We start from the raw sequence: 26,779 nt of genomic DNA on the forward strand, positions 1-26,779 counted from the left end.
ATAACTCCTCTTCTGAAAGACTTTATTCATATACTATATCGGTAATCGTCAATCCTTTTTTAATTTTTCCAGGTAAAAACGTTTGATTTTATTATCCGTTTCCCGAAGTGGGATGTTTAGTTCCTCCAGTAAGTTCAGGAATATAGCTTCACCTGATTTACGCTCTTTCACTTCATATTCGAGCTCATAATCTACCATTTGTAAATATGAACTCTTATCGAAGACCAGGAGCCCTTCTATATAGTCGATTTCAGCCCGGTTTGTCGTCAGCGTGCCGAAATAATGAAGGGACCCAGTGGGGATTTGAAGGGAATCCAGAACATCTTTGACTTCTCCTTCAGGAAATGCCCCTTGATGTAAAAGTGATTCAGACTCTTCCTTTGTTAACCTTTGGTTCGTTTCTAGTAGATCCTCTTCTAAAGGGGTTTTTAAGGTCAGCGTATAAGTCCCGTTCCTCTCCCGGATTCTTAAGGCTGATTGTATACTCTTTAATTGATAGTCCGAAGTATCAATATAGTGATTGTCTTGAGATGAGAAATCCTCATCTTTTATATGAAAATGTGAGATTAATCGCGTAAATTCATCTTCTGTTACTAAATTTTTGAATTCTATTTCAATTTCCTGAGCCATAACAAGCATCCTTTCCTTGCATACTTCTTCTATTATCTCTTTAATAAAAGAGAACTTCAATGTTTAGATGAAATGGTTGTCTTATGTTAAAATGATACTGATTGTTTAATGGAAGGATGAAGAAAAGCATGAGGAAAATAGTTCAATTTAAACACACCACATATGAAAACGGTACATTATACTTACATACCGACCAAGCAGAGCTCCTGCAAGGGACAACGGCAGCTGGTCAAATTATTGCAGACTCCGATCGCTATGCATTTGTATACTTAGCAGAAAATGAAGAGGAATATGTTTACTTATACCTGGAAGAGTCGATCTGGGATGAATTGAAAATAGCACTTCAAGAAAAGAGTGCAGTCATTGCGAAAAGCCATGATTATTCTTTGGAGTTAGATCAATTCACTGAAGAGCTCGATTATCTTGTGTCCAATATAGAAGGAAATGGGAACTATGGTGACGAAATGGTTAAAAAGGTAGAGAGAGTTTTTCTTGATAAGTAGTCACGTGACGTAAAGAGGTGAGGAGAATGAATCACTGGGAACAATTTTTAGCTCCCTACAAACAAGCGGTTGATGAATTGAAGATTAAGCTTAAAGGGATGAGGGGAGAATATGAACTTCATAACACACATTCTCCCATTGAATTTGTGACTGGAAGAGTGAAGCCGATCGCGAGTATTCTTGATAAAGCAAATCAAAAAGGGATCAAGCTATCGAATATTGAAACAGAAATGCAAGATATCGCCGGTCTTAGGATGATGTGTCAATTCGTGGAGGATATTCATGTAGTAGTGGAAAAGCTTCGTGGACGGAATGACTTTACTATTATAGAAGAAAGAGATTACGTGACCCATAAAAAACAAAGCGGGTATCGTTCCTATCATATTGTCATTGATTATCCGGTTCAAACGATTTACGGAGAAAAAAACATTCTGGTAGAAATCCAAATCCGGACACTTTCGATGAATTTTTGGGCTACGATCGAGCATTCTTTGAATTATAAGTACAGTGGACAGATTCCCGAGCAAGTTCGTCTTCGCATTCAAAGCGCTGCTGAAGCAGCATTCAGACTGGATGAAGAAATGAGCTTGATCCGTGAAGAAATTCAGGAAGCCCAAGTCATATTTACTAATAAAAAGGAAAAGGATCAACGGGGGAAAAGCTCTAAACCAAATAAGCAGTGACTTGAAGGGGGTACACGAATGAAGTTCGCGATTACATCAAAAGGTGATTCGAAGTCCAATACATTAATGCACAAAATGAGGACTTATCTCCAAGATTTTAATTTAACCTATGATGATGACCAACCGGATATCGTCATATCGGTTGGAGGAGATGGGACGCTGCTTTATGCATTTCATCGCTACAGATCCCGCTTAGATAAGACAGCGTTTGTTGGTGTACATACAGGACATCTCGGCTTTTATGCCGATTGGGTGCCGGAAGAGATCGAGAAGCTTGTGATCGCCATCGCGAAGACACCTTATCAAATTATCGAATACCCATTATTAGAAACGATCATCCGCTATCAGCACGGAGGGAAAGAAACCCGTTACTTAGCGTTGAATGAATCGACGGTCAAAAGCGTTGAAGGAACCCTGGTTATGGACGTGGAAATCAGAGGCCAGCACTTTGAACGATTTAGAGGAGATGGACTCTGCTTATCGACTCCATCAGGTAGTACGGCTTACAATAAAGCACTTGGCGGGGCAATCATTCATCCGTCTCTTCCAGCTATTCAATTTGCGGAGATGGCTTCCATCAATAATCGTGTATTTCGTACCATCGGATCACCTTTGATTTTACCTGCACATCATACATGCATGCTAAAGCCGGTGAATGGACCGGATTTCCTGGTCACTATCGACCATCTTTCTCTTCTTCATAAAGATGTGAAGAGCATTCAATATCGTGTCGCTGATGAGAAAATCCGTTTTGCCCGCTTTCGTCCGTTTCCGTTCTGGAAGCGGGTGCATGATTCCTTTGTTGCGGATGAATGACTTAAGGCTGGGAAGTGTACAATGAAATTCTATATAATGAAATGGGTTATCCCTTCTTCCTTTGACGGGAAACTGATGAGAGAGTTTCTAATCGATCAGCAGGTTTCAAAGCGTACACTGACTGCTGTGAAGTTTAATGGAGGGACTATTACCGTTAATGGAAAAGAAGAAAATGTCCGATATCACCTTGTAGAAGGGGATATTCTTGAGTTGAAGTTCCCTGAAGAAAAAGGGAGTCAGTCATTAGTTGCTGAAGAGATTCCATTGTCAATCATATATGAGGATGGGGATGTTCTCGTAGTGGATAAGCCATGGGGTATGAAATCCATTCCGACAAAGTATGAACCGACTGGAAGTCTTGCCAATGCCATTGCCGGTTATTATGAGAGGGTGGGTATTTGTTCAACGGTTCATATCGTTACTCGATTAGATAAGGATACATCGGGACTTGTTCTAGTAGCAAAACACCGCCACGTTCATCATTTATTCAGCCTACAGCAGAAGGGGAGGGAAATTAAGAGAACGTATGAAGCTTTTGCAGAAGGCCGGCTGGACTCGGAGACCGGTACAATAGAAGAGCCTATCGGCCGGAAACCGGATAGTATCATCGAAAGAGAAGTGCGGCAGGATGGCCGGTATGCCTTGACACACTATAGAGTTAAAAAGCAGTTCCAGGATTTCGCTCATATTGAATTGAGATTGGAAACAGGGCGAACACACCAAATCAGGGTTCACATGTCATTTATCGGGCACCCACTGGCAGGGGATGATTTGTATGGGGGCAGTGTGGCGTTGATTGGAAGGCAGGCACTGCATTGTGAGAATCTGTCTTTTTTTCATCCTGTTAAAAAAGAATGGGTGCACGTGGAGGCTGCGATGCCTCGTGATATGCAGATTTTGCTTGAAAGACAATGAGATAAAGAGATTCTTTTCGGTTGACCTGAAAAGAATCTCTATTTTTTTGTGGAGCGGGAACAAGCACTATCACACCTTATTCAAACTCCCGAAACTTCTCCTCCACAAAAGGCATGCTCGACCCCACACTCACCACTTCGATCTCAGGGTATCGCAAAGCTGTCAACTTCCCGCCAAACACAGCTCCTGTATCAATATTCGCAGTCTTATTAATGATTCGGGCCTCTTTTACCGGGGTGTGGCCATACACGATCCACGCGTCACCTTTATAATCCGAAGCCCAATCTTTTCTGACCGGCGTACCGTCTTCATTCTTCTCACCTGTGATGTCACCGTACAGAACAAAAGTTTTCACCCGATTACTCTGCTTTCCGATCAGCTCTTCTTTAATACCTGCATGGGCAATGATTAGCTTTCCGTCATCCAACACGTGATATAAAGGAGACTGTTCATACAAAGTGATAAACATATCCCGATATCGGTCTCTTTCAATCCGGGGAATGGCACTCAATTCCGCTACTGTCGTTTCAAGCCCGTGCAGGATCTTCACATTATTCCCCAGGAAGTAGCGATAGAGTTTATTACAATGGTTCCCAGGGACATAGTAAAGACATCCCTTTTCAAACAGATTAAAGACCGTTGAAATGGTCTGAAGCGAGTGGTGACCACGGTCAGTTAAATCCCCTACAAAGCCGAGCAGTCTTCCATGTGGATTGACGGGGAGACCGGATGTCCAATCGTAGCCTAACTTTTTTGTTAATTCTTTGAACTCTTCATAACAGCCGTGAATGTCTCCGATTATATCTATTTTCATAGGATACCTACTTTCCTGTGGCATTTTTCTTTTCTTTTCGGTTATTTTATGCCATATTAATGATTCAGTCTTTCATATCGAGCGGATGTTTATTCATATTTTAATATACCTTCCGTACATAACCAAAACCATATTAGAGATGGTTATCATTTCATAAGAGACATTCGTCATAAGATTTGCTAGTATTATTACGACTATATACAATTCAAGTTAAGAAGGAGGGTGTATATGATGTCTGAAGTAACCCAGGATCAATCAAAAGATAGAGATAGACAAGAAAAAGAAATGTATGATGAAGACCTTCTCATTAGAGCCCTTCAAGAAGAAGATCTGGATTTATTTCGCTCAGAATTCGTCCATTTACACTCTTATGACCAAGCAAAGTTCTTTTCGAAAATAGATGAAGCCCTGCGAAGCCGCCTGTATCATTACCTGTCTCCGGAAGAGATGGCGGAGCTTTTTGAAAGTCTGGATATAGATGAAGAGGATTATCAGGATATATTAGCTGAGATGAATCCAACTTATGCCGCTGAAATGCTATCGAATATGTATGCCGATGACGCGGTGGATGTCTTAAATGAGCTGGATAAGGACCAGGTAGTTAGTTATTTAACGATCATGGATGATGAATCAGCTAAAGAAATAAAAGAATTATTGCATTATGAAGAGTATACAGCCGGTAGTATCATGACTACTGAATTTGTAGCCATTTCCAAGAATCAGACCGTCCGATCGGCCATGTATATATTAAAAAACGAAGCCCCTAATGCTGAAACGATTTACTACATTTATGTAGTGGATGATGATAAAAAGCTTGTGGGGGTAATCTCCCTAAGAGATCTCATCATCAGCCATGATGATGTGATGATAGGCGAAATTATGAGTGATCGTGTCATGTCTGTAGGCGTCAGCGAAGATCAGGAGGCAGTCGCTAGACAAATGAAAGATTATGACTTTCTTGCTTTGCCTGTTGTTGATTTCCAACATCACTTACTGGGGATCATTACCGTCGATGACATTATGGACGTTATGGAAGAAGAAGCATCTGATGACTATTCAAAGTTGGCTGGTATCGCCGATTTGGATTCCATCGACCGAAGTCCATTTAATGCAGCGAAGAAGCGTCTGCCATGGCTGATTGCATTACTGTTTCTAGGAATGTTCACCGCAAGCCTTATCGGGAGATTTGAAGACACGTTAGATAAAGTTGCGATTCTTGCCGTGTTTATCCCCTTGATCGCCGGAATGGCAGGTAATACTGGAACTCAGGCCCTTGCTGTTGCTGTTAGGGGGATTGCAACCGGTGACCTGGAAAAGGAAAACAAGATGTCCCTTGTCATCCGTGAAGCGGGAACCGGACTTATAACTGGTACTACATGCGGGATAGTCGTCAGCATCGTGGTCTATGTATGGAAAGGTGAATTCTTCCTGGGGGTGCTCGTTGGGATATCCGTGTTGGTGTCATTATTTGTTGCAACGCTCGCGGGTACATTAGTACCATTACTTATGCACAAACTAAAAGTGGATCCAGCTGTCGCTTCCGGTCCTTTTATTACGACGATAAATGATATTATCAGTATTTTAATTTATTTTGGTTTAGCGACATTGTTTATGAATTATTTAATATAGAGAGAAGAGAGAGGGGGAGGTATAGATGGAACAGCATGCGTCCGTTACATCATTGGTTATTGTCATTCTTGTAGCTTTTTTAACTCCCATATTGCTGCATAAATTCAAATTAAATTTCATCCCTGTAGTCATCGCGGAAATCATTATGGGATTAATAATAGGTAAGAGCGGATTTGATATCGTTCACCAGGATATGTGGTTGGAAACACTGTCTACACTTGGATTTATTTTCCTTATGTTCTTGAGTGGACTGGAAATTGATTTCACTGCATTTTCAGGAGGAAAGAAGAAAAAAGAACTGCTACCTAATGGAAAAGAAGAACCGAACCGTCTGAAGGTAGCGACTTTTATTTTTATCGGGATATTTTTTGTTTCACTTGGCCTGTCTTATCTGTTCGTCTTATTCGGGCTCATTGATAATGCATTCTTAATGACCCTTATTATTTCCACCATTTCACTTGGTGTCGTGGTTCCTACACTTAAGGAAGCACATATCATGAAAAGCGCAATCGGGCAGATCATCCTGCTTGTGGCGGTTATTGCAGATCTTGTGACGATGATTTTACTGGCTGTATTCGTGTCACTTTACGGTGAAGGTCATGGAAATATGTGGCTTCTCCTTATCCTGTTCGGTGTTGGAGTACTCTTATACTTCCTGGCAAAGAGATTAAAGAACAATTCCTTCATCAAGAGCTTGTCGACAGGTACCGTTCAAATCGGGACACGAGCAGTCTTTACATTGATCATTCTTCTTGTAGCTGTATCTGAAACCGTTGGGGCTGAAAACATTCTAGGTGCATTCCTTGCAGGTGTACTGGTATCATTATTGGCACCAAATCAGGAAATGGTTCATAAGCTGGATTCCTTTGGTTATGGATTTTTAATCCCGATCTTCTTCGTGATGGTAGGAGTTGAATTGGATCTGGGATCACTGCTTAGCGATAAAAAGATGCTTCTGTTGATTCCATTACTTCTGCTTGCTTTCCTAGTTTCGAAAATCATCCCGGTTTACTTATTAAAGTATTGGTATGATACGAAAACAACGATTGCATCAGCATTTTTACTTACATCAACGTTATCACTTGTCATTGCAGCTGCGAAAATCGCTGAGAGAATGGAAATCATCACAGCGCAGATGAGTGGTACGCTCATATTAGTAGCGGTGATCACGTGTATCATCACGCCAATATTCTTCAAAAAGCTTTTCCCAAGGGAAAGCGCAAAGGAGAAAAAGCTCAAGATTACATTCCTGGGAGCGAATCAACTTACGATGCCGGTTTCAAGGGAACTTCATTCATCCCTTTATGAACCAGTCTTGTATCATACAAAACAAGATAAGTCTGATCGTAATATTGCTGATTCTCTGTTTACCATCAATGAAATTGACAATTACGAGTTAGACACGCTCGAAGAGAACAACATCTTTGATTCTGACATCATTGTGATTTCAACCGGTGATGAAGAAATCAATGCAACACTTGCCGTTACCGCTAAAGAATATGGTGTGAATCGTGTCATTGTAAGGGTTGAGAGTCCTGACTTACATGAGACACTTAGAGAACAGGACATTGAAGTATATTCCGTATTCCTGTCAACGAAAGCGTTACTGCGTGCGCTCATTGAGTCACCGTCTGTCATGAATATCCTTACGAACCAAGAGACATCGCTATATGAGATTCGTATGCTGAACAGTCAGTTTGAAGGCATGACCCTTCGTAAATTTCCGTTTACAGGAGATGTTATCTTCGTTCGGATCTTTAGAGGGAAAGATTCCATTGTTCCTCACGGAGATACAGAACTCCACATGAACGACCGCTTGATCGTAACCGGTTCAAAAGAATATGTAGATGAACTAAAACGCGAACTTGAATTCTGTGAGTATTGCTAAGAACTAATCAACTTCCCAAGAAATTATTCTTGGGAAGTTTTTTTGGCTCTTTTCGTATAGTTTGTTGCTATTGTAGAGGGGAAAGTAATAGTTGATTTCCGCTCCAGGATGCTCGCTTTCCGCGGGGCTGGCGGTGAGCCTCCTCGGCTGCGCCTCCGGGGTCTCACCTGTCCAGCTATGGGGCTTAGGGGCTCGAGGTCATAAGACGAGTCTGCCAAAAAGGCAAAGAGCGCCTTTCCGGCAGACTCGTCTTATGCTTGTCGCCCCTGGGCAAAGCCCCTCCGCTTTTCGTACTGTCCAGCTATTCCCGCAGGAGTCGAGCATCCTGCAGCGAGGATCAACTTTCTGAGCATGTATCCTTAATGGGAAATAATAACAACAAGAATTTTAGCAAACAATCTCATTTAAGGTAAGTAGAGATTGATTTTCCTTTTAAGGAAGAAGAAATATTTCTTCTTGTTGCATTGTTTTCTTGCACACCTTGAAGCTCTGTCATGAAAATTCTGTTAAAGATGGTGAGGGGAATTGCGTAGACTCCGGCGGATTTTGGCGTGCCGAGACCCCGTTCGGCTAAGCTGAGGAGGCTCGGCAGTACGCTAGCTGCAAGCGAAGCGGTTCCCCTCACCATCCAGCACACACTGGTTGACAGAGCCCTGGCAGATTCTATGGTAGAAAACAACAATCTTTGCGAAAAGAGACTATTTTTTAGAGGAGTTTACACTCTTACCACTAATATCTAATAAGAGAGAGATACTAAAGGGAGGCATGAAAATGTGGGAAACAAAGGTAATTGAAATCAGAGATAGGCTGAAAGGAAGCTTCATGGAGGTACCAGTTGAGAAGCTGAATGAAAAGCCTTCGCCAGAGGAATGGAGCATAGCCCAAATTGTTCTTCACCTGGCAGGAGCTGAAAAAAGATTTTTAACATTGGCTCTCGAGTCAGCGGAAAATCAATCAGGAACATGTGAAAATCGAGCTGATTTATCCGTATTCGATGATCCATCTAGAAAACTGAAGGCACCAATCGAACCAACTTCTGAGTTTCAAAAAAAGGAAAATTTAATTCTAGCATTAGATGAATCCCGGTCATTCACTATACGCTTCCTGGAATCATACACAGAAAAAGGTTTGAAAAGTCGATCCATGAACCATCATCGATTTGGAGATATGCCCATATGGCAAGTGTTAGAGCTTCTCGGTAAACATGAACAAAGGCATTTAGTTCAAATCGAAGAAGTAAAAAGGCGAATCCTGTAGGAATTCTTCTTTTCTTTTATTGTGTATTACTGTAGAATTAGTATCAGGTACTAATAACATGTATAAAATAGGAGGATTAAAATGACTCTTTCATTAAAAGGTAAAACATATGTCGTTATGGGAGTTGCGAATAAACGCAGTATAGCGTGGGGGATTGCCCGTTCCTTACATCAATCAGGTGCACGTTTGATCTTTACATATGCAGGCGAGCGTTTTGAAAAAGGGGTTAGCGATCTTGCCGGGACTTTGGAAGGTGGGGAAGATTCATTAGTGTTGCCTTGTGATGTAACAAGTGATGAAGACATCGAAAAATGCTTTGCAACGATTAAGGAAGAAGTCGGAGTGATTCACGGACTTGCCCACTGTATCGCTTTTGCCAATAAAGAGGAGCTTGCTGGTGATTACATGAACACAACAAGAGACGGGTTCCTTCTGGCTCACAATATCAGCTCATACTCCTTGACAGCAGTTGCTAAAGTAGCGAAGGATCTTATGACTGAAGGTGGAAGCATCGTTTCCATGACATACCTTGGTGGTGAGAGAGTGATGCAAAACTACAACGTTATGGGTGTAGCAAAAGCATCTCTTGAAGCGAGTGTGAAATATCTTGCCAGCGATCTTGGAAAGCACGGCATTCGTGTGAACGCGATCTCTGCAGGACCGATCCGCACCCTGTCTGCTAAAGGTGTAGGTGACTTCAACAGCATACTGAAAGAAATCGAAGAGCGTGCTCCGCTCCGCCGCAATACAACACAAGAAGAAGTCGGTGATACAGCTGTATTCCTTTTTAGTGATTATTCAAGAGGGATTACAGGTGAGAACCTGCATGTAGACTCCGGTTATCATGTATTAGGTTGAAATATAGACATACGGAACCCTGGCTGCAGAAACCTTTCTGCAGCCAGGGTTCTTTTGTTATGTAGAGATAGTATTTATCTATGCTAATAAGAAACTCATAGGCGGTTCCTGCATACATATAAATGTAGAATGTAAGGAGGGATAGGTTTGAATAGACAGAAAAAGCCACTATTATATATACATCAACCCAGATTAAATGATGTGAAAAGCAGCATGCAGGAAGTCTATAGAGGTTCGCCAAGTATCGTTCAACCAGAAAGAGAAGAAAGAAACACGCAGTCAATCGAAATGAAAAGGAACAGCGCTGAGTTGATTGAAGCTGCTCCATTAGGGAGGTTAAAACAGCCTGAGTACCATACGATTGTGAAAAGGGAACCTAAAGAGGTTCGGCCCATTATAAAAGAGACTACTAATAGTGAAGAAGCAAATCAAGGTGAATCAGGTCTCGTACATTCACATGACGGTTACTTTAAACCACTTACTCCTTTTAAAGATCTGGATATGGATGGGAAAATTGAATATATGCAGAAGAGTATAATGGGGAGAGCCCCATTTCCATGTGCCTTTCAAACAGAAGAAGTGGTGTATCGTGGCGTATTAACCAGTGCCGATAGCGCATCCATAGATATAAAAACGTTTCAAGGTGAAGAAGTCACTTTAAAAAGAAATTCTATAAAGGCGATCAAAATCATTGGATTAAAATAAAAGAAGCCAGCCGGAATTTCCGACTGGCTTTTTATACTCGTTGCTGATTAGTCACAAACTCCTTCTACTCTTACATCATCGATACATTGAATAGCGCAGAAGCAATCCAGATCAACTGTGATACAATCTCCAGTCAATTCGTAAATGAAGTTATTGTTTAACCCCATTAATTCGTCTTCTGATTCTACGTCTTCGCCTGTAACATGAACTTTCTTCAGTACTTGAAGTGTAGCACAGCAGTCGTCAAATACATTCTTCACACGGAAGTAAGGTGTTTTCCAGCAATAATGTTTAGGGTGAACCTTGAATAGGTCTCCTTTTTTATTATAAAGTTTGAAAACACGAGTATTTGGTGCATTTCCAACTGGACTTACCAAAGATCCTAATGGCTCAAGAAAACAATCATTTTTACAATCAAAACAGTCTTGATCTGCTGCATCTTGAACATCTTTAATAGCTCGAACAGCAAGGCATACACAACCGCGGTCTCTTGCACCTGCAATGTCATCTTTTCTGTAATTACCGCAACCCATAAGAATTTTCCTCCTTAAATAATTTTCACTACACTAATAACATATTGTAGAAGAGGAAATTGGGTAACGGACAAATGCCCCTTTTGACTAAATTGGGCGGGATATAGTTTATATAAGGAGTGGGAATATGGATATACTTGACATATTAATATTGGGAATTGCTGTGTTTAGAATGACTCACCTCATCGTGTTTGATAAAATAACGGAATTTTTAAGGTCTCCTTTTTTTGATGAAGTACCTGAAATGTCAGAAGATGGGGTGGAAGAAATCTTCCTTTTACCGAAAAAAGGTGGAATTAAAGGGTTTATAGGGGAGCTATTATCATGTTATTGGTGTACAGGTATTTGGGTAGCTGTTTTCCTATATGCAGGAAATCTTTTTTTTCCACAATTTTTCATCCCGCTTATCACAGTATTGGCAGTTGCTGGGGTTGCTTCCATATTAGAGGCGGCTGTACAAAGTTGGATAAGAGAGTAGCTCAATAGGTAATTAGTGGAAACAAGCTTGCACTATCGCACATATAATGGTCGTAAGGGGAATGGTAAAGGAGGGCGATCATTATGAAGTATTCTTCTGTAAATACCAAGAAACCAACAAATTCTCCCATCAAGAAAAAAGGGTGCGGTTGTGGATCAAAAGTGAAGAAAGGATAGGCTGCTCAAAATGGGCAGTCTTTTTTTTTTCATAAAATCTGACTTTATGAAAAAAATAAAGCATGAGTACAAATAAAAGAGGGATATGTCATGAACAAAAAACGGATCATCGTTCCACTAACTTTACTCGTCTTGATAGGGTGCACGAATAAGGAAGATGGAAACGACAGCAAGATTGCGCTAATGAAGAAAACCGATCCACCACCCATTGAATTAGTGGATAACCCAGAAACAGACAGTTATGGTCATGCCATTAAACGGGAAATCTCCAAAATGAAAGAGCTTTATGATGTAGCGGTCATACAAGGAAAAGAAGAAACGCTGGTGGTATATAAAGTGAAGCATCTGCAAAGGTTTCATATGAAGAAGATCGAAAAGAAGATGGATCATTATTTAGAAGATAAATATCCGGATGAAGACTTTATATTGTCCAGTGATTACAAGATATTTCTTGAAACCATCCGTTTAAAGGAAAAGCTAAAGAGGGGTTCGATTTCAAAGAAAGATGCGGAAAAGAAGTTCCAGGATATTGTGAAGCTTCAAAAGGAAAAGACGTAGGAGGAATGTTTTGTGGGGAAACCACCAAAAACGCCCGAACAGAAAAAATACGAACAGTTGGAAAAACAATATGAAACAAAGAGGCCACTACTTAAAAATGTACTAAAGGCTTTCTTTGTGGGGGGATTCTTCTGCTTGATCGGTCAGGCCATTACGTATGTATTTATTTATTTCTTTAATTTCACTGAGCAGACGGCAGGAAATCCTACTGTTGCCACTATGGTATTTATATCAATGCTTCTCACGGGCTTTGGCGTGTATGATCATATCGGTCAATTCGCAGGAGCGGGGAGTGCTGTCCCTGTGACCGGGTTCGGAAACTCAGTTATATCAGCAGCCATCGAACATAAAACGGAAGGGTATGTCTTGGGGGTAGGCGGTAATATATTCAAGCTTGCTGGTTCGGTTATTGTATTCGGAGTGTTTTCAGCCTTTGTCGTGGCATTAATCAAGACAATCTTAATTCAATTGGGGGTGATTTAATGCTTCAGGGTTCAAGGTCATGGGTATTTCCTACACATCCGGCCATCTTGTCTACCGGTGTCGTTGGCGGTCCATTTGAAAAAAAAGGGAACTTAGCTTCCGACTTTGATCAGTTTTACGATGACCTTTGGATGGGACAGGCCACATATGAAAAAGCCAATCGAACTCTCATTGAAGATGCGGTTCAGATTGCGTTGGAAAAACAGTCACTTCAAAAAAGCGATGTACAGTTTTTCTTAACGGGTGATCTGATTAATCAAATCACCCCATCAAGCTTTGCCGCCAGGACCAATGGAATCCCATACTTCGGATTATTCGGAGCATGCTCAACGTCGATGGAGGGTTTGGCATTATCTGCATTCTTGGTTAACTATCATGGAGCTCAGCATGTGGTGACGGGGGCATCAAGCCATAATTCCGCAACTGAGAGACAATTCCGGTACCCGACTGAATACGGGGGGCAAAAGCCTCCAACAGCTCAGTGGACTGTAACAGGTGCAGGTTTTGCAGTAATTGGTGAAGGAAAGTCTGTTACAACCCCTACACCGAGAGTAACCGCTGCAACCATCGGCAAGGTGATGGATATGGGGTTGAAAGATCCTTTTAACATGGGAGGAGCCATGGCACCAGCTGCTGCTGATACGATTGCAGGTCATTTTCAAGATCTGGGGAGAGATCCTTCTTACTACGATTTGATCATCACAGGTGATCTGGCTAAGATCGGCAGGCATACAGCTGTTGAAATGCTGAAAGAAAAGGGGTACAACTTCTCGGATCATCAGTTTAAAGATTGCGGATTATTGATTTATGGTGAAAATCAGCCTGTTCAATCCGGAGCGAGCGGCCCAGGCTGTTCTGCTACAGTCCTGTACGGTCACCTATTAAATGAAATGAAAAAAGGAACATATAAACGCATCTTGGTTGTGGCGACGGGAGCCTTGTTATCACCATTGACATTTCAGCAAGGAGAAACAATTCCTTGTATTGCTCATGCGGTATCCATCGAATATATGTAAATGAAAGGAGGAAACGAAGTGTTAGCGATGTTTTTTTGGGCTTTTACAATAGGCGGGATCATTTGTGTGATTGGTCAATTACTGTTTGATGTTGCTAAATTAACTCCAGCCCATACACTAAGCTTACTGGTTGTGGCAGGGGCGGTCTTTTCAGGGTTTGGATTGTACGAGCCTCTCATTGATTTTGCCGGTGCAGGAGCGACCATTCCCATCACAAGTTTCGGTAACGCCCTGGTCAATGGTGCCATGCAGGAATCACAGGAACATGGGATAGTGGGAGTCCTTACCGGGATGTTTGAAGTCACAAGCTCAGGGATCTCGTCGGCGATCATATTCGGTTTTATTGGGGCACTCCTTTTCAAACCAAAAGGATGATAGAGGTGAAGAACGATGCCTGAATACTTAGAGGTGGCGTTACGCAGTATATTTATCTTACTTTCCTTATTTGCAATAACCAAGTTACTTGGGAAGAAGCAGTTATCTAAATTGTCATTTTTTGAATACATTACAGGGATCACGGTTGGGAGCATTGCAGGGACACTTTCCATGGATCTGGGCCTCCCTTTAAGTGAAGGACTGATGAGCATCTTTTTATGGTTTTCCTTTCCACTCATTTTCTCCTTTCTTTCTCTTAAGAGCGTTCGATTTAGACGATTCGCCGAGGGAAAGCCGACAGTTTTCATAAAGGATGGAAATATTGATGAGAAGGCTTTAAAGAAGGAACAGTATTCCGTCGATGAACTGCTTGAGCAATTGAGAAAGAAAGACGTTTTCAGAGCTGCAGATGTGGAATTCGCGTCATTGGATACCAACGGAGATCTAAGTGTTCTGCTCAAAAGAGAAAAAAGGCCGCTTGTTCGAGAAGATGTATTTAAGATCTCACAAATGTCCACTCCTCCACAAGCAGTCATTTCAGATGGGGAAATAGATGAAGAGGCTCTGCGAGAAGTAGGATTTCCCCTGCCCTGGTTACAAAAAGAACTGGCCAAAAGACAATTGCAAGTTGAATCCATTTTTCTTGCCCAACTTGACCGTGAAGGAAACCTGACATTCGACCTGTACAATTGGACAAACACACAATAAATTCTCCAAAAGCCCATACGTAATGATCTCTCTATACATATGTTATAAGAGACTAAAGGTAAAAGAGAGGTGAAATTATATGTATGGATATGGATACGGTGGCTGTGGATATGGCGGCGGCGGTTATGGCTCAACATTTGTATTGATCGTTGTGCTTTTCATTCTCTTGATTATCGTTGGAGCAAGCTTCTGTTAGAAAGGGGTACAAAAGGCAGAATCCTCATTAGAGAGATTTTGTCTTTTTGTTTTTAGGCTCTTTTCACAATGATTGTTGATTTTACATATGGTCTGCCCGGGCTCTGTCAATCAGAGAGTGCTGGATGGTGAGGGGAACTGCTTCGCTTACAGCTAGCGTTCGGCCGAGCCTCCTCAGCTTAGCCGAACGGGGTCTCGGCACGACCGTACTTCCGCAGGAGTCTGCGCAGTTCCCCTCACCATCTTTCATAGATTTTTTGTGACAGAGTTAAAAAGTGTCATAAAACAAGCTAAATCCACGGTAGGTAATAACGATAAACATTTACTAATTAACTAATTTTTGACCTATCATAATAAGGTTAAATTTGTGCTCCTTTGTAGGTAGTTTGTTTTTTGAACAAACGCTAACATAATCACTATAGGAGCTTTTTTTGTATTTGTCTATCCGTTATTAGGAAGACAAAATTAGAAGCACAGAGTGGATTGTAGCGGAAGGCAATTGACTCCTGCGGGAAATAGAGGCTCGACTTCCTCCCCGCGGAAAGGAACGGTCACGTTTTCACACTACCACTAATTCAAGTTTACTTTTTTTGCAAGATATGCAATGCCATTGGGTGAGACCCCAATGAGGCTGCTCATCTGCCTTACTTTCTCTGTGTAGATAGCAACAAGATTAACGAAAGAGAGCTATTTTTTTAATAGTGAATCTAAATTACAGAATAACATGTAAAACCTTCAGAAAAATCAATTCATAATCACGCTCCTGGGTTTTTAACATATGATGCTTATAGTTAAAAGGAGGCGTGATGGAAATGAATAATAACTTTTTTAAGAATTTAGAGAAGAAGACAGGCGTAAACATGAACGAAGTGTTAGAGCTTGCGAACTCATTACAAAATGCAAACTTCAAAGATGAAGCAACCGTTAGAAGCGTCATAAAACGAGTATCTAAAATTGCCAATAAACCAGTAAACAAGGAAATGGAAAATAAGATTGTACAGTCGATTGTGAACGATGGAAAGCAATTAGACTTTGGAACCATCTCTAATATGTTAAACAAGGGGAAGAAATAAAAGTTATAAAAAATAAAGGAGAATGGACATAAAGGTGTGTTACAACACGTACTTTATGTTAATTCTCCTATTTTTTTAGGGTGGAAAAGTGATTAGACTTTCATCCAGAAATGGTACATATATCAACAAAATAGATACAGCCCTTAGAATCTATAAAGCCTAAATAAAGTTTAAGGATCAACCCCATATGGGTAACTAATACCAAGGAGGTAAAGAAAATGGGATACATTGCTCCAATTCCTCACCATCAGTATAAACAGTATCAGGAACGAGAAATAAAAGTTGAAAAACATCCGTTTACCTTTTTCCCCGTGCAAGCTGTAAAGCCCATGAAAAATAATAATCAAGCAAATACTGAAGAAGCAGAATCGTCCTATCATGTACTTCAATCAAATCAACGCAAAACTTCATATGAAGCACTCTCTAAACCATCCGTCCCAACAACATTATTAGCGCGGTTAACAGGAAAAGGAAAGCACTTTAACGAATATGTATAAAGAAGTTTTAGGGGCTTTTTTAGGTTGATGATCCCAAAAGGAGCATTCTTTATGGGATCTTTTAATTAACTGCGGATATCGGGTCCCTTACATATTTGGAGGTAATGACTTGAAATTACAAAACCTTTCCGAGCATTGCTATGCATTTACAGGGAGCGTTACCATTGGATACTGCATTAAAGAAGGAAAGGGCCTTCTTATTGACAGTGGTTTGGATGATTCTTCCATGAAGAAAGTGATCAAAATCTTATCCAATGAAGGGCTGCCCTTGGATTTTTGTGTCATCACCCACGCCCACGCAGATCATTTTGGAGGAGCTCACTTCCTGAAGAAAAAACAAGGGACTTCATTGTTTGCTCCAAAACTTGAAAAAGCGATCATTGAGAATTCGATCCTGGAACCGATATATCTATTTAATGGAGCTAATCCCATAAATGATATGAGAAATAAGTTTCTTGAAGGACAATCAGTGGTCATTGATGATGTGTTGAAGATTGGTGAGAATAGTATTGGTCCTTTCACTTTTGAAGTAATTGACTTACCGGGTCATTCATATGGTCAGGTAGGTCTGCTTGTTGATGATGTTTTATATGCGGCGGACAGTTATTTTGGCAGGGATACGTTGGAAAAGCATGTCATCCCGTTTATCATCGATGCGGATCAAACACTGGATTCATTAGAAAAACTCCTTCACATACCATGCAAAGGAGCGATTCCGGGACACGGGGATTATGAAGAAAACTTTGTGAAAACAGTTCAGGAGAATATCGATCTTCATGAAGAACGTATGAATTCTCTTCTGACATTAGTAAATGAAAGTAAAGAAGGCTTTGCTTTTGAAAAGATCATGAAAGAGTATTTGAATCTACACAAAATAACTGTATCAAATGTAGGGCAATGGCTTTTGTTCAGAACTTCGGTAACAGCTTATCTTACAAGTCTTGAACGAAAAAAACTCTTATCGTTCACGATCAGTAACAATGAATTCATCATTAAGCCCCACTAATAACCTTGTACTAACAGGCTTTCTCCTTCTTCCCATTCAGCATACATAACGTCCTTTGAGGAGAGGAAGCCTTGTTTTTTTATTTCGCTTAAAAGCCAATCCTCCCTTTGTTCGGCAAGCTTTAAATTATCGTAAACGATTTCTCCATCCAGAATTAAAGAAAGTGGAAGGGAAGCATTTTTTGCAGGTATATTAAGGTCTTGACGCTGTACGATTTCATAAAGCGGTTTTCTAATCACACTCAGCGTACCGTCAGACTCCAAAAGGGCAAATTCACATTCCCTTACTGAGAAAATATCTTTTGCACGAAGTAGATGCTGCAGTTGATTCAGATCTAAATGATTTTTCTTCAGCTCATCGAAGTTGATCTTCCCTTTATTGATGACTAAGGCAGGTGTACCTTCCAACATATGTCGAAACCTTCGGGATTTCTGGGTGAAATACTCTGTGAAAAAGATCAAACTCCCCCAAATAAAAATGGCAGCAAGGATTGGAAGTACAGTGATCTTTCCATCATAAAGGGAGTTCCCTACAAGTTCACCAAGAATTAATGCTGAAATGAAATCAAAGGCAGATATTTGAGTGATTTGAGTTTTACCGAGTATTTTTGTAAGAATCAATAAGGCAAAATATCCTACGATTAACTCGATGGCAATTGACGTGATTCCCATGAGGATCCCCCTTCCCATACACTTTCCCATTATCGACGAGTTGATATTGTAATATACTTCTTAATATGATTTGCAGGAAACAAAAAAGGAACAAGTAATTAAGCAGTTCTGCTTAATTACTTGTTCCTTTTAAATATCCTTCTTCATTGTTTTATGAGGGATTCCTGCGTCCAGAAATTCATCAGATGTAACTTTGTAGCCTAAGCCTTCATAAAAAGGGATTGCATATGTCTGTGCATTTAACTTTAATTGGGATAAGTTCTCTTGCTTCGCATATTTTTCAATGGCAAGCATGATTTCACGCCCAGCTCCTTTTCCCCTGACGGATTCTAAAACGCATATTCTTTCAACTTTCCCAAGTCCATCAAGAATACGGAAACGGCCTGCACCTACAGCATGTTTTTGGTCGTAAAGGACAAAATGAGTGGAATCATTTTCGAATTCATCGATTTCTTCTTGAAGTGGAACCTTTTGTTCTTCCACAAACACTGTCTTTCTTATGTTGAATACCTCTTGGATCTGATCTTCTGTTTTTGCAACTTCGACTTTCAACTCTTACTCTTCCTTTCCTAAACGGAAGGTTTCGTAAACTGTCCAAGAGCCGTTTTCTAATTGATACAACAAGTGAAATCGGTCGATGGTTTCTTCATGATCGATTCCAAGCATACGCAATGATCCGAAAATATCGGAGTGTTCATCATTTGAAAGCTTTTGTGCGACAGTTATGTGAGGAACGAAAGCGAATTCCGGCTCGTCACCCATGAAGTTTTGACTATGCATGTCATCGTGTAACCCTTGCAGTTCAGGAGTGGAGTTCACCTTGAAATAGATTACATTGTTCACAGGCTGAAAAGAACTTACTTTGTACACTTTTAAATTGAAGGGATCGTATTTCTTTGAAATAACATTTAATTTATTAGCGATATCCTTGATTTGATCATCATCTGCACTAAATACATTCTTTAAAGTCAAATGTGGTGGAACCAATGCATAATGAGGATCATAACGTTTCCTATAAGAGTTTGCGATATCTTGCAGCTTTTTCGATGGGAAAATGACTATACCATAATTCATTTTCTTCAATCCTCCTCTATTTAACTATCTTTGTATTATGTATAGTATAGCAAATTTTTCAAAAATTTAATATAGGGCGAACGGATAGGATCTCCATTTATCAAAGTGATTCGATAGCTCCCTGCATTCATTTAAGGAGAGGCAAGGGCGGTCCCTTGCCTATTCGGGGTTTAGTTAAACATCATCTTCAAAGCACGTCTCAAATCGGGTTGCCAATGTTTCCATGTATGATCTCCGTCGAACTCATCGTAAAAGGAAGAGAATCTTTTTTGATCGAATGTCTCGTGAAGCTTACGGTTTGGCTTTAAGAAGTCTTTTACTTTGCCGTCCGTCGTTTTTACCTCTGTTTCCTGTTTACCGATGATATGGTAAATGCTTAACAAATGAGGTTGTGAGAAGTTTTCTACGGCTTCCAACACTTTCTCGTTCACGAAAGGTGACTGCAGAAGAACCTTGCCAAATGTATTTGGGTATTTTAATGCAGTCATCAATGAGACTGTGGCTCCTAATGAATCACCAACCAGGGCACGTCCCATTCCCATATGATAAGTTGGGTAATGCTCGTCCAGATATGGGACCAACTCGTGTGCTAAAAAGCGAATGTAAGCATCATTTTCTTCACCATGTGGATGGTATTTTCTTCTCCGGTCCTCAACATCTTTATATGGAACTCCCACGATAATCATGTTTTCTATTTCCCTATTTTCGAGAAGTTCATCAGCCAGTCGAGGTATTCTTCCTAGCTGGAAGTAGTCCTTACCATCCTGGGTGATCAGTAGAGAATATTTATAGAGGGGAGAAAAAGTAGCTGGCAGGTATACAAGCATCTTAATCTCTTTTTTCAGTTCTTTACTAAAGAGGTTTAATTCGGTTACAGTTCCTCTTGCGGTTGTCATGACGATAGCCTCCTATAATCAGTGTGAACGTTTACAGAAAGATTGTATCATATTCTTCTCGATAATTCCCTAAAGCGGATTGCAATACGAAAATTCAAAAGAATGATATAATTCATGTAAGTTTTTGGACAGTCCAGAAAGGGGTATCTCAATGAATAAATCTGTACATTCAAGGGATGTAACGAAAGCTGCATTACAGAGGCTGAAAGATAGATGCGTATCTATAGAAGATATTGCTGAAATCGTCTATGAAATGCAGTATCCATATAATCATGAGTTAAATATGGAAGATTGTATCGAAAGTGTGAAGAAAGTGTTGTTAAAAAGAGAGATTCAGCATGCGATTCTTGTAGGGGTAGAACTGGATCAACTTGCTGAAGAGAAGAAGCTTTCCGAACCACTTCAATCGATTGTAGAAACAGATGAAGGGTTGTTTGGAGTAGATGAGACCATTGCTTTAGGTGCAGCATTAGGATATGGAAGCATCGCTGTTACCACTTTTGGTCATTTGGATAAAAATAAAATCGGTATCATCCGTGACCTGGATACGAAGAACGGGAAGGGTGTTCACACCTTTTTAGATGATATCGTCGCAAGTATTGCGGCAAATGCTTCTTCGAGAATTGCACATAGCCTACGGGACCGTGAAGAAAATATTTTAGAGGAAGATAAGATGAAATTTGAGGATGAGGAATTGATTGGATAGCTCATTATCTGATATATAACAGGTGGACTGAAGATGAATAATTCCTCTTCAGTCTTTTTACTGTGGACAAACATGCGTCGGGGAAGAAAAAATGATTGGGGTAATGTAACCGCTTTATACATTTTGTATACATTTGTAAAATAATTGACATGACAAGAACAAGCCGTACAACAGATTTAAATCAGTGTGTAATGGATCTAGAATGGTTTTTTTATAAAAATTGTTAAAATTTTATGTATTTGATTTGACAAGATTGTTACAGACTGTGTTACAATTATTTCGGTAAAGTAGAAATTTAATAGGGGGAATTAGAATATGAAAAAACGCAGTTTTTATCTAAGCACTGCACTACTTCTAGTTCTATCTGTCATTCTTGCTGCATGTGGCGGCGGATCAGGTGGAGGATCATCTGAGGGTGAAGGTAACAAAGAGGTTGACTTCATTGGGATTGCTACAGGTGGAACAGGGGGTACATATTACCCGTTAGGCGGAACATTCGCTAAGATCATTGAAGACGAAACAGGAATCAAATCCTCTGCTTCTACTTCAGGGGCATCGGCTGAAAATATGGCGGCCATTAAAGATGGTAAAACTGAAATCGCTTTTACACAAACCGATATCGCATCTTATGCATCTGAAGGAACTGAAATGTTCAGCGATAATAAAGTAGAAAACGCAAGAGGAATTGCCACACTATATCCTGAAACGATTCAAATCGTTACAACAAAGGATTCTGGTATCAAGTCCGTTGAAGATCTGAAAGGGAAAGTTGTTTCTGTCGGTGAAGCCGGCTCTGGAACTTTACTGAACGCGAAGCAAATCCTGGAGGTTCACGGAATTGCGCTAGAAGATTTAGAAGCACGTAATCTATCATTTGACGATTCAACTACTGGTATCCAGGATGGAACAATCGATGCGGCTTTCATTACTTCAGGTACTCCAACCGGAGCGGTTGAAGGATTGGCAGCAACGGAAGATATCACAATCGTTCCGGTTGAATCCGGTAAAATCAGTGAACTGATCGAGAAATATCCATACTACTCTGAGGATGAAATTCCTTCAGGGACGTATAGTAAAGTCGATGAGGCAGTTACAACCGTTGCGGTTCGTGCAATGCTAGTAACAAATGCTGATATTTCCGAAGATGTAATCTATGATGTTACAAAAGCCATCTTTGAAAATACAGATGCAATCACTCATGCTAAAGGTGAGTTAATCAAGGCTGAAGATGGACTAAAAGGTATGGGAATTGAATTACATCCTGGTGCGAAGAAATACTTTGATGAAAAAGGCGTTTCAATGGAATAGATCCACACCAGCAGATGGACGAAGGGATAGGCCGCGTAAAACGGTCTATTCTTTTGTTTTGGTATAGGCAAAAAAAATGTTATGTACAGCAGCAATAAATGGAATGGTGGGGACTTTGTTATGAAGAAAATTTCATTCATAGGAACAATTCTCATTATTCTTGTTCTGTTATTCATCATCTTTATTCCCTTTCAAACATACCTGGTAATCGAGCCGAGGAGTACTGAAGGTGATCCTGTCCTTTTCAGACTTCCTGAAAATCATACATTTTCGGTTCGTTACACTCATTCTATTCATCTCTCAGAAGTAGAAGAGTTTTACCGCCAATCTACAAACCAAATTCAACAGACAAAATTGCTTTATGAGGATACTGCAATTGGTATGCCTGCAAATGCAGAAGGTAATGAAACCTTCGAGAGGACAGAAGAAGGAAAGTACTTAATTTCAAATATGAATAAAGTGTTTCCATACATTGATATTCGAATCGGACAAGTGGTTGCCAATCATCGACTCATATTGGGTGATAAAGTCTATCCTTTAGCTGGTTATTTCGATAAAGGGTCTGTCGTTCGAATGCATTTAAAGAAACAAACACTATATGATCAGTGGAAAGGAGTGACCGTTGTTGGGAAAAGATAAAGAATTTGAATCATTAACCTCTGAACAACAACAAGAATTATTAGAAAAATATGATCCTGAATCATCAACGAGAAAGCTGCACCATGGAATGTTTAAATGGGTGATCTTCTATGGTCTATTAGCATTTTCATTATTTCAATTAGTCGCATCGATCTTTCAATTCATCCCTAGACAATTATTATTATCGATTCATTTAGGGTTTGCTTTGTCACTTGTCTTTCTTCTTTTTCCTGCCAGGAAAAAGAATCTGCGAAAAGATAAAGTGGCATGGTATGACGTCGTTCTCTCTGTCATATCTGTAGGAATTGGTGCATACTGGCCGATTATGCAAGATGACATTGTCAGCAGGGTCGGCATTATGACATCACTTGATTTTTATGTTGGTTTTGCTGCGATGATCTTAGTATTGGAGGCAACCCGTCGTGCAGTCGGTTTCCCCATCACGATTATCGCATCTGCTTTCATTCTCTATATGTATTATGGTCGATTGATGCCTGGATTCCTTGCGCACAGGGGATATGATTGGGACGATATCGTGAAGACGATGTTCTTTACCAGTGAAGGGATCCTTGGCACGCCACTATATGTTTCAGCAACCTTCATCTTCCTATTCTTATTATTCGGGGCCTTCCTCGTTAAAACAGGCGTAGGGCAATATTTTAATGATTTAGCTGTTGCCATTGCCGGTAAACGCACTGGTGGTCCTGCTAAGGTTGCAATCTTCTCGAGTGCCCTGCAAGGAACAATCAGCGGGAGCTCCGTTGCAAACGTTGTAACATCTGGTTCCTTTACCATTCCAATGATGAAAAAGCTTGGCTATCGTAAAGAGTTTGCAGGTGGAGTAGAGGCAGCGGCCTCAACGGGTGGTCAGTTAATGCCGCCAATCATGGGAGCTGCAGCATTCTTAATGGTTGAATTCATTGGAGGCATCTCATACTGGGATATCGCAAAGGCTGCCACCATTCCTGCTCTTTTGTATTTTACAGGAATTTGGATTATGACTCATTTTGAAGCGAAGCGAATCGGTCTTCGCGGTCTTTCGGACGAAGAGATGCCTAATCGTAAAGAAGTTTTAAAGAAAATCTACTTATTAATGCCGATTCTTACAGTCATTATTTTATTAGTGAGCGGTATGAGTGTTATGCGTGCAGCACTTTGGTCAATTGTTGCTACGGTCGTGATTAGCGCGATTCGAAAAGAGACAAGGATTGGCTTTAAAGATGCAGTTGACGCACTCGTAGACGGTGCACGTACTGCGCTTTCTGTAGCGGTAGCAACTGCGGCTGCAGGGATGATTGTCGGCGTAGTGACAAAAACGGGGTTAGGGCTGACACTTGCGAATGGGTTAGTTGATCTTGCTGCTGATCTAACAAATTCATCAGAAGGTAAACTAATCCTGACTCTGGTATTTACGATGATTGCATCGATTGTACTAGGTATGGGATCACCGACAACGGCCAACTACGTAATCACGTCCACAATCGCTGCACCGGCGATCATCTTGTTAGGTGCACCTGAGTTAGCGGCTCACTTATTTGTCTTTTATTTTGGTATCATTGCAGATATCACGCCGCCGGTGGCCCTTGCAGCATTTGCCGCCGCCGGGGTGTCAGGGGGAGAGCCAATACGGACCGGGGTCAATTCTGCTAAATTAGCGATTGCAGCCTTTATTATTCCGTATATGTTCGTCCTGTCACCTGAGTTGCTGATGATTGATACAACCATTCCGAGATTATTATGGGTTGTCTTTACGGCAATAACCGGAATGATGGCCATAGGGGCAGGAATGATTGGGTATTGGTACAGAAGAGTGTATGTGATTGAACGTTTCCTTTGTGTAGCAGCCGGTTTAATGCTGATCTATCCGGAGGGAAGCACAGACATCATTGGTTTAGTATTATTTGCTGTTATGCTTGCGTTACAATTCTTCATTAAAAGAGAAGACAAAACACCAAAGAAAGCAACAGCATAAAAAAAATACGTGAGGCTGACCCTTTACCAGGTCAGCCTCACGTATTTTAGTTTCCAATTAGGATATGGTTCGTTTCTTATAAGGAAGAAGAGGATAAGCGGCCAAAATATCATGTAGTCTGAATTTGCGGAAATCTTTTCGTAGTAAGCAATAGGCCAGAATAAAATCCCCATCAATTTTTTTAACGATGATTTTTCTTTTCGTACAAATGGATTCAGGAGTCATATAGATAATTTCAATGGGGCGTTGGTCCATGAATGAGCGCTGTAATACCGTATTCATTTGTGGGCTCCTCTCCAGGAAGTGTACTCACAGTATATGCGAACGAATGTTCCTTTATACATGAATTCCCAGAATATAAATGAATAGAACAAAAAATGATTGACATTTTTCTTATCATGACTATAATTTAATATATACCTTCCATCGCGACTTGTTAGCTCAGTGGGAGAGCACTTCCTTGACAGGGAAGGGGTCGTGGGTTCGAATCCCTCACAGGTCATACATAAAGAAAGCCTGCATCTTATTTAAAAGATGCAGGCTTTCTTCTTCTTTAATATGTAAATCAATCTTTATAACGGATTCTCAAAGTTACACGGCCTGCGCCGACTTGTCCTTCAAAGTAAAAAGGACTCTGTTGGAGATCATGTAAGAGTCCTTGCCAAAATCATATTAAGATATGATCACTTCTTTTAGTTGACTTCTAATTCTTCCTCAAAATAAAACGTGCCAGGATGTTCCTTTACGATGTATGAGTATCGTTTCATATTTTTTACGTATTGCCATTTCAATATTGTCACTGTTTCGCCAGTTTCCTTTATCGTAACCATTGCGCCATTACTAAACCGATTTTTTGTGGATTTCATTGGGCACTCCCTTTCATATTCTCTCATTATACCATAGTTTACCCTTCATTTTAGAGTCCCATTAATGATAAATCTTGATAAATATAATGGTAGCGCTTTAACGTGCATGAACGTAGTAATGGTTAGTCATATCCAAAGACCATTTGATGGGGGAAGGTTATGTCAGAGGTCTGACTTTCAAAACTTCTCGTTGAAGAACTTGCTTATTTGTTTCATTACTGTTATTCTATAGAAGAATTATTTTTGTCCGGTATACGAGGGAAGAACAAGATTTGATTTTTCACCTGATATCGCAAGAATAGTAATACATTGTGTGTAAAGCACTTTAGGAGGCAACAAACATGGAAAATGGTAAAGTAAAATGGTTTAACGCAGAAAAAGGTTTCGGATTCATCGAAGTAGAAGGTGGAGACGACGTATTCGTACACTTCTCAGCGATCCAAGGTGAAGGTTTCAAATCTCTTGACGAAGGTCAAGAAGTATCTTTCGACGTTGAACAAGGTGCTCGTGGACCACAAGCAGCTAACGTACGTAAAGCATAATCTAACTTTACAACTCCAAAAACAGACTCATTCGTGAGTCTGTTTTTTTATGGAGATATTTAAGTAACCGGTGATATATTGAAAAATTAATGGTTGTCTTTCCATTATGTCTCAATTAAATCGGCCGCTATAAAAAGCAGCCTTCACATTCTCTAAAATTTATTTTCCTAAATCCTTCTTCGTCACTTCACTGCGGATATTGAGTTCTTTCGAGAATTCAGTATCGCTTTTTTTATTGTTTGGGTATTTGTTTTTTCGTTCACGATTATCATTTTTATTAGTCAACGTTGTTCCTCCCATTTGTAAGTA

Annotated in this window: 34 protein-coding genes and 1 tRNA gene; 25 read left to right on the forward strand and 10 right to left on the reverse strand. The window is 40.4% G+C overall.

What is annotated here, in order from left to right; all coding sequences use genetic code 11:
- Window positions 1-48 precede the first annotated feature (48 nt).
- Window positions 49-630, reverse strand: coding sequence for a CYTH domain-containing protein (locus RSX31_RS01430; RefSeq protein ID WP_315632921.1), 582 nt, complete (start codon window positions 628-630; stop codon window positions 49-51).
- Window positions 631-758: 128 nt separating this feature from the next.
- On the opposite strand from RSX31_RS01430, the gene RSX31_RS01435 reads away from it, so the two are divergent.
- The 4 genes from RSX31_RS01435 to RSX31_RS01450 are packed head-to-tail and all read left to right on the forward strand — an operon-like array spanning window position 759 to window position 3,547.
- Window positions 759-1,133 (forward strand): UPF0738 family protein, encoded by a 375-nt coding sequence (locus tag RSX31_RS01435; RefSeq protein ID WP_315632923.1) that lies wholly within the window; start codon window positions 759-761, stop codon window positions 1,131-1,133.
- Between the two features lie 26 nt (window positions 1,134-1,159).
- Window positions 1,160-1,816 (forward strand): GTP pyrophosphokinase, encoded by a 657-nt coding sequence (locus RSX31_RS01440; protein ID WP_315632925.1) that lies wholly within the window; start codon window positions 1,160-1,162, stop codon window positions 1,814-1,816.
- 18 nt (window positions 1,817-1,834) lie between these two features.
- Window positions 1,835-2,632, forward strand: a complete 798-nt coding sequence (locus RSX31_RS01445) for an NAD kinase (RefSeq protein WP_034763479.1) — start codon at window positions 1,835-1,837, stop codon at window positions 2,630-2,632.
- A 21-nt stretch (window positions 2,633-2,653) separates the two neighbouring features.
- Complete coding sequence (locus RSX31_RS01450) at window positions 2,654-3,547, forward strand: RluA family pseudouridine synthase (protein ID WP_315632928.1); 894 nt, start codon at window positions 2,654-2,656, stop codon at window positions 3,545-3,547.
- 76 nt (window positions 3,548-3,623) lie between these two features.
- Here the strand turns inward: RSX31_RS01450 and prpE are convergent, their stop codons facing one another.
- The gene (prpE, locus tag RSX31_RS01455; RefSeq protein WP_315632929.1) at window positions 3,624-4,361 is read right to left on the reverse strand and encodes a bis(5'-nucleosyl)-tetraphosphatase PrpE; all 738 of its coding nucleotides are present in this window, start codon (window positions 4,359-4,361) and stop codon (window positions 3,624-3,626) included.
- Between the two features lie 285 nt (window positions 4,362-4,646).
- Here prpE and mgtE point away from each other — a divergent pair, with 285 nt between their 5' ends.
- From mgtE to RSX31_RS01480, 5 genes are all read left to right on the forward strand, one after another.
- Window positions 4,647-5,990, forward strand: coding sequence for a magnesium transporter (gene mgtE / locus RSX31_RS01460; RefSeq protein ID WP_148994255.1), 1,344 nt, complete (start codon window positions 4,647-4,649; stop codon window positions 5,988-5,990).
- Between the two features lie 25 nt (window positions 5,991-6,015).
- Window positions 6,016-7,878, forward strand: a complete 1,863-nt coding sequence (locus RSX31_RS01465; RefSeq protein WP_148993408.1) for a monovalent cation:proton antiporter family protein — start codon at window positions 6,016-6,018, stop codon at window positions 7,876-7,878.
- A gap of 771 nt (window positions 7,879-8,649) precedes the next feature.
- Entirely contained in the window at window positions 8,650-9,135 is a 486-nt protein-coding gene (locus RSX31_RS01470; RefSeq protein ID WP_315632931.1) for a DinB family protein, read from the forward strand.
- Window positions 9,136-9,216: 81 nt separating this feature from the next.
- Complete coding sequence (fabI, locus tag RSX31_RS01475) at window positions 9,217-9,993, forward strand: enoyl-ACP reductase FabI (protein ID WP_148968482.1); 777 nt, start codon at window positions 9,217-9,219, stop codon at window positions 9,991-9,993.
- A gap of 147 nt (window positions 9,994-10,140) precedes the next feature.
- Entirely contained in the window at window positions 10,141-10,698 is a 558-nt protein-coding gene (locus RSX31_RS01480; RefSeq protein WP_315632933.1) for a CotO family spore coat protein, read from the forward strand.
- 47 nt (window positions 10,699-10,745) lie between these two features.
- Here the strand turns inward: RSX31_RS01480 and RSX31_RS01485 are convergent, their stop codons facing one another.
- Window positions 10,746-11,231, reverse strand: a complete 486-nt coding sequence (locus RSX31_RS01485; RefSeq protein ID WP_148968484.1) for a CotY/CotZ family spore coat protein — start codon at window positions 11,229-11,231, stop codon at window positions 10,746-10,748.
- Between the two features lie 127 nt (window positions 11,232-11,358).
- Here RSX31_RS01485 and RSX31_RS01490 point away from each other — a divergent pair, with 127 nt between their 5' ends.
- The 10 genes from RSX31_RS01490 to RSX31_RS01535 all read left to right on the forward strand — a co-directional run bounded on the left by RSX31_RS01490 (window position 11,359) and on the right by RSX31_RS01535 (window position 17,796).
- Window positions 11,359-11,709 (forward strand): DUF1360 domain-containing protein, encoded by a 351-nt coding sequence (locus tag RSX31_RS01490; protein ID WP_315632935.1) that lies wholly within the window; start codon window positions 11,359-11,361, stop codon window positions 11,707-11,709.
- 266 nt (window positions 11,710-11,975) lie between these two features.
- Window positions 11,976-12,443: a sporulation protein gene (locus RSX31_RS01495; protein WP_315632937.1), complete on the forward strand. Its 468-nt coding sequence runs from the start codon at window positions 11,976-11,978 to the stop codon at window positions 12,441-12,443.
- 12 nt (window positions 12,444-12,455) lie between these two features.
- The gene (spoVAC, locus tag RSX31_RS01500) at window positions 12,456-12,926 is read left to right on the forward strand and encodes a stage V sporulation protein AC (protein WP_315632939.1); all 471 of its coding nucleotides are present in this window, start codon (window positions 12,456-12,458) and stop codon (window positions 12,924-12,926) included.
- Complete coding sequence (gene spoVAD / locus RSX31_RS01505) at window positions 12,926-13,942, forward strand: stage V sporulation protein AD (protein WP_315632941.1); 1,017 nt, start codon at window positions 12,926-12,928, stop codon at window positions 13,940-13,942. The genes spoVAC and spoVAD overlap by 1 nt, the downstream gene beginning before the upstream one ends.
- Window positions 13,943-13,960: 18 nt before the next feature.
- Window positions 13,961-14,317: a stage V sporulation protein AE gene (gene spoVAE / locus RSX31_RS01510; protein WP_044337663.1), complete on the forward strand. Its 357-nt coding sequence runs from the start codon at window positions 13,961-13,963 to the stop codon at window positions 14,315-14,317.
- A 15-nt stretch (window positions 14,318-14,332) separates the two neighbouring features.
- Entirely contained in the window at window positions 14,333-15,025 is a 693-nt protein-coding gene (locus RSX31_RS01515) for a DUF421 domain-containing protein (protein ID WP_148993415.1), read from the forward strand.
- A gap of 79 nt (window positions 15,026-15,104) precedes the next feature.
- Entirely contained in the window at window positions 15,105-15,221 is a 117-nt protein-coding gene (locus RSX31_RS01520; protein ID WP_082051146.1) for a YjcZ family sporulation protein, read from the forward strand.
- Window positions 15,222-16,032: 811 nt separating this feature from the next.
- A complete protein-coding gene (locus RSX31_RS01525) occupies window positions 16,033-16,293 on the forward strand; it encodes a stage VI sporulation protein F (protein ID WP_113970022.1) in 261 nt (86 codons plus the stop codon).
- Between the two features lie 218 nt (window positions 16,294-16,511).
- A complete protein-coding gene (locus RSX31_RS01530) occupies window positions 16,512-16,790 on the forward strand; it encodes a hypothetical protein (protein ID WP_315632947.1) in 279 nt (92 codons plus the stop codon).
- Window positions 16,791-16,899: 109 nt separating this feature from the next.
- Entirely contained in the window at window positions 16,900-17,796 is an 897-nt protein-coding gene (locus tag RSX31_RS01535; RefSeq protein WP_315632949.1) for an MBL fold metallo-hydrolase, read from the forward strand.
- On the opposite strand, the gene RSX31_RS01540 is transcribed toward RSX31_RS01535, so the two are convergent.
- The 4 genes from RSX31_RS01540 to RSX31_RS01555 form a co-directional block, all read right to left on the reverse strand.
- On the reverse strand, window positions 17,793-18,467 hold the full coding sequence (locus RSX31_RS01540; protein ID WP_315632951.1) for a DUF421 domain-containing protein: 675 nt from the start codon (window positions 18,465-18,467) through the stop codon (window positions 17,793-17,795). The genes RSX31_RS01535 and RSX31_RS01540 overlap by 4 nt on opposite strands.
- A 129-nt stretch (window positions 18,468-18,596) precedes the next feature.
- On the reverse strand, window positions 18,597-19,019 hold the full coding sequence (locus RSX31_RS01545) for a GNAT family N-acetyltransferase (RefSeq protein WP_148968493.1): 423 nt from the start codon (window positions 19,017-19,019) through the stop codon (window positions 18,597-18,599).
- Window positions 19,020-19,022: 3 nt separating this feature from the next.
- Window positions 19,023-19,541: a YjcG family protein gene (locus RSX31_RS01550; RefSeq protein WP_148968494.1), complete on the reverse strand. Its 519-nt coding sequence runs from the start codon at window positions 19,539-19,541 to the stop codon at window positions 19,023-19,025.
- Between the two features lie 170 nt (window positions 19,542-19,711).
- Window positions 19,712-20,437, reverse strand: coding sequence for an alpha/beta hydrolase (locus RSX31_RS01555; protein WP_315632952.1), 726 nt, complete (start codon window positions 20,435-20,437; stop codon window positions 19,712-19,714).
- A 151-nt stretch (window positions 20,438-20,588) separates the two neighbouring features.
- Here RSX31_RS01555 and RSX31_RS01560 point away from each other — a divergent pair, with 151 nt between their 5' ends.
- The 4 genes from RSX31_RS01560 to RSX31_RS01575 all read left to right on the forward strand — a co-directional run bounded on the left by RSX31_RS01560 (window position 20,589) and on the right by RSX31_RS01575 (window position 25,062).
- Window positions 20,589-21,143 carry a phosphatidylglycerophosphatase A family protein gene (locus RSX31_RS01560; RefSeq protein ID WP_315632954.1) on the forward strand — a complete coding sequence of 185 codons (555 nt, stop codon included), beginning with the start codon at window positions 20,589-20,591 and terminating at the stop codon, window positions 21,141-21,143.
- A 315-nt stretch (window positions 21,144-21,458) separates the two neighbouring features.
- The gene (locus RSX31_RS01565) at window positions 21,459-22,451 is read left to right on the forward strand and encodes a TAXI family TRAP transporter solute-binding subunit (RefSeq protein ID WP_148968497.1); all 993 of its coding nucleotides are present in this window, start codon (window positions 21,459-21,461) and stop codon (window positions 22,449-22,451) included.
- Between the two features lie 120 nt (window positions 22,452-22,571).
- A complete protein-coding gene (locus RSX31_RS01570) occupies window positions 22,572-23,090 on the forward strand; it encodes a DUF1850 domain-containing protein (protein WP_315632955.1) in 519 nt (172 codons plus the stop codon).
- On the forward strand, window positions 23,077-25,062 hold the full coding sequence (locus RSX31_RS01575; protein ID WP_148993421.1) for a TRAP transporter permease: 1,986 nt from the start codon (window positions 23,077-23,079) through the stop codon (window positions 25,060-25,062). The genes RSX31_RS01570 and RSX31_RS01575 overlap by 14 nt, the downstream gene beginning before the upstream one ends.
- A 57-nt stretch (window positions 25,063-25,119) precedes the next feature.
- On the opposite strand, the gene RSX31_RS01580 is transcribed toward RSX31_RS01575, so the two are convergent.
- A complete protein-coding gene (locus RSX31_RS01580; RefSeq protein WP_315632957.1) occupies window positions 25,120-25,344 on the reverse strand; it encodes a WYL domain-containing protein in 225 nt (74 codons plus the stop codon).
- 148 nt (window positions 25,345-25,492) lie between these two features.
- On the opposite strand from RSX31_RS01580, the gene RSX31_RS01585 reads away from it, so the two are divergent.
- Window positions 25,493-25,564: transfer RNA gene (locus RSX31_RS01585), tRNA-Val, on the forward strand.
- 190 nt (window positions 25,565-25,754) lie between these two features.
- On the opposite strand, the gene RSX31_RS01590 is transcribed toward RSX31_RS01585, so the two are convergent.
- On the reverse strand, window positions 25,755-25,928 hold the full coding sequence (locus RSX31_RS01590) for a hypothetical protein (RefSeq protein ID WP_187443334.1): 174 nt from the start codon (window positions 25,926-25,928) through the stop codon (window positions 25,755-25,757).
- Window positions 25,929-26,269: 341 nt separating this feature from the next.
- Here RSX31_RS01590 and RSX31_RS01595 point away from each other — a divergent pair, with 341 nt between their 5' ends.
- Window positions 26,270-26,470 (forward strand): cold-shock protein, encoded by a 201-nt coding sequence (locus RSX31_RS01595; RefSeq protein WP_034763533.1) that lies wholly within the window; start codon window positions 26,270-26,272, stop codon window positions 26,468-26,470.
- A gap of 159 nt (window positions 26,471-26,629) precedes the next feature.
- Here RSX31_RS01595 and RSX31_RS01600 read toward each other — a convergent pair whose 3' ends face one another.
- Window positions 26,630-26,755, reverse strand: coding sequence for a hypothetical protein (locus RSX31_RS01600; RefSeq protein ID WP_258549658.1), 126 nt, complete (start codon window positions 26,753-26,755; stop codon window positions 26,630-26,632).
- Window positions 26,756-26,779: the final 24 nt, after the last annotated feature.

The sequence above is a fragment of the Rossellomorea yichunensis genome (genome assembly GCF_032337515.1).
Classification (GTDB): domain Bacteria; phylum Bacillota; class Bacilli; order Bacillales; family Bacillaceae_B; genus Rossellomorea; species Rossellomorea yichunensis.

What these genes read in the sequence shown, in the direction of transcription:
- RSX31_RS01430 (WP_315632921.1), bottom strand. Translation starts at nt 630, where the DNA reads ATGGCTCAGGAAATTGAAATAGAATTCAAAAATTTAGTAACAGAAGAT.
- RSX31_RS01435 (WP_315632923.1), top strand. Translation starts at nt 759, where the DNA reads ATGAGGAAAATAGTTCAATTTAAACACACCACATATGAAAACGGTACA.
- RSX31_RS01440 (WP_315632925.1), top strand. Translation starts at nt 1,160, where the DNA reads ATGAATCACTGGGAACAATTTTTAGCTCCCTACAAACAAGCGGTTGAT.
- RSX31_RS01445 (WP_034763479.1), top strand. Translation starts at nt 1,835, where the DNA reads ATGAAGTTCGCGATTACATCAAAAGGTGATTCGAAGTCCAATACATTA.
- RSX31_RS01450 (WP_315632928.1), top strand. Translation starts at nt 2,654, where the DNA reads ATGAAATTCTATATAATGAAATGGGTTATCCCTTCTTCCTTTGACGGG.
- prpE (WP_315632929.1), bottom strand. Translation starts at nt 4,361, where the DNA reads ATGAAAATAGATATAATCGGAGACATTCACGGCTGTTATGAAGAGTTC.
- mgtE (WP_148994255.1), top strand. Translation starts at nt 4,647, where the DNA reads ATGTATGATGAAGACCTTCTCATTAGAGCCCTTCAAGAAGAAGATCTG.
- RSX31_RS01465 (WP_148993408.1), top strand. Translation starts at nt 6,016, where the DNA reads ATGGAACAGCATGCGTCCGTTACATCATTGGTTATTGTCATTCTTGTA.
- RSX31_RS01470 (WP_315632931.1), top strand. Translation starts at nt 8,650, where the DNA reads ATGTGGGAAACAAAGGTAATTGAAATCAGAGATAGGCTGAAAGGAAGC.
- fabI (WP_148968482.1), top strand. Translation starts at nt 9,217, where the DNA reads ATGACTCTTTCATTAAAAGGTAAAACATATGTCGTTATGGGAGTTGCG.
- RSX31_RS01485 (WP_148968484.1), bottom strand. Translation starts at nt 11,231, where the DNA reads ATGGGTTGCGGTAATTACAGAAAAGATGACATTGCAGGTGCAAGAGAC.
- RSX31_RS01490 (WP_315632935.1), top strand. Translation starts at nt 11,359, where the DNA reads ATGGATATACTTGACATATTAATATTGGGAATTGCTGTGTTTAGAATG.
- RSX31_RS01495 (WP_315632937.1), top strand. Translation starts at nt 11,976, where the DNA reads ATGAACAAAAAACGGATCATCGTTCCACTAACTTTACTCGTCTTGATA.
- spoVAD (WP_315632941.1), top strand. Translation starts at nt 12,926, where the DNA reads ATGCTTCAGGGTTCAAGGTCATGGGTATTTCCTACACATCCGGCCATC.
- RSX31_RS01515 (WP_148993415.1), top strand. Translation starts at nt 14,333, where the DNA reads ATGCCTGAATACTTAGAGGTGGCGTTACGCAGTATATTTATCTTACTT.
- RSX31_RS01520 (WP_082051146.1), top strand. Translation starts at nt 15,105, where the DNA reads ATGTATGGATATGGATACGGTGGCTGTGGATATGGCGGCGGCGGTTAT.
- RSX31_RS01525 (WP_113970022.1), top strand. Translation starts at nt 16,033, where the DNA reads ATGAATAATAACTTTTTTAAGAATTTAGAGAAGAAGACAGGCGTAAAC.
- RSX31_RS01530 (WP_315632947.1), top strand. Translation starts at nt 16,512, where the DNA reads ATGGGATACATTGCTCCAATTCCTCACCATCAGTATAAACAGTATCAG.
- RSX31_RS01540 (WP_315632951.1), bottom strand. Translation starts at nt 18,467, where the DNA reads ATGGGAATCACGTCAATTGCCATCGAGTTAATCGTAGGATATTTTGCC.
- RSX31_RS01550 (WP_148968494.1), bottom strand. Translation starts at nt 19,541, where the DNA reads ATGAATTATGGTATAGTCATTTTCCCATCGAAAAAGCTGCAAGATATC.
- RSX31_RS01555 (WP_315632952.1), bottom strand. Translation starts at nt 20,437, where the DNA reads ATGACAACCGCAAGAGGAACTGTAACCGAATTAAACCTCTTTAGTAAA.
- RSX31_RS01560 (WP_315632954.1), top strand. Translation starts at nt 20,589, where the DNA reads ATGAATAAATCTGTACATTCAAGGGATGTAACGAAAGCTGCATTACAG.
- RSX31_RS01565 (WP_148968497.1), top strand. Translation starts at nt 21,459, where the DNA reads ATGAAAAAACGCAGTTTTTATCTAAGCACTGCACTACTTCTAGTTCTA.
- RSX31_RS01570 (WP_315632955.1), top strand. Translation starts at nt 22,572, where the DNA reads ATGAAGAAAATTTCATTCATAGGAACAATTCTCATTATTCTTGTTCTG.
- RSX31_RS01580 (WP_315632957.1), bottom strand. Translation starts at nt 25,344, where the DNA reads ATGAATACGGTATTACAGCGCTCATTCATGGACCAACGCCCCATTGAA.
- RSX31_RS01590 (WP_187443334.1), bottom strand. Translation starts at nt 25,928, where the DNA reads ATGAAATCCACAAAAAATCGGTTTAGTAATGGCGCAATGGTTACGATA.
- RSX31_RS01595 (WP_034763533.1), top strand. Translation starts at nt 26,270, where the DNA reads ATGGAAAATGGTAAAGTAAAATGGTTTAACGCAGAAAAAGGTTTCGGA.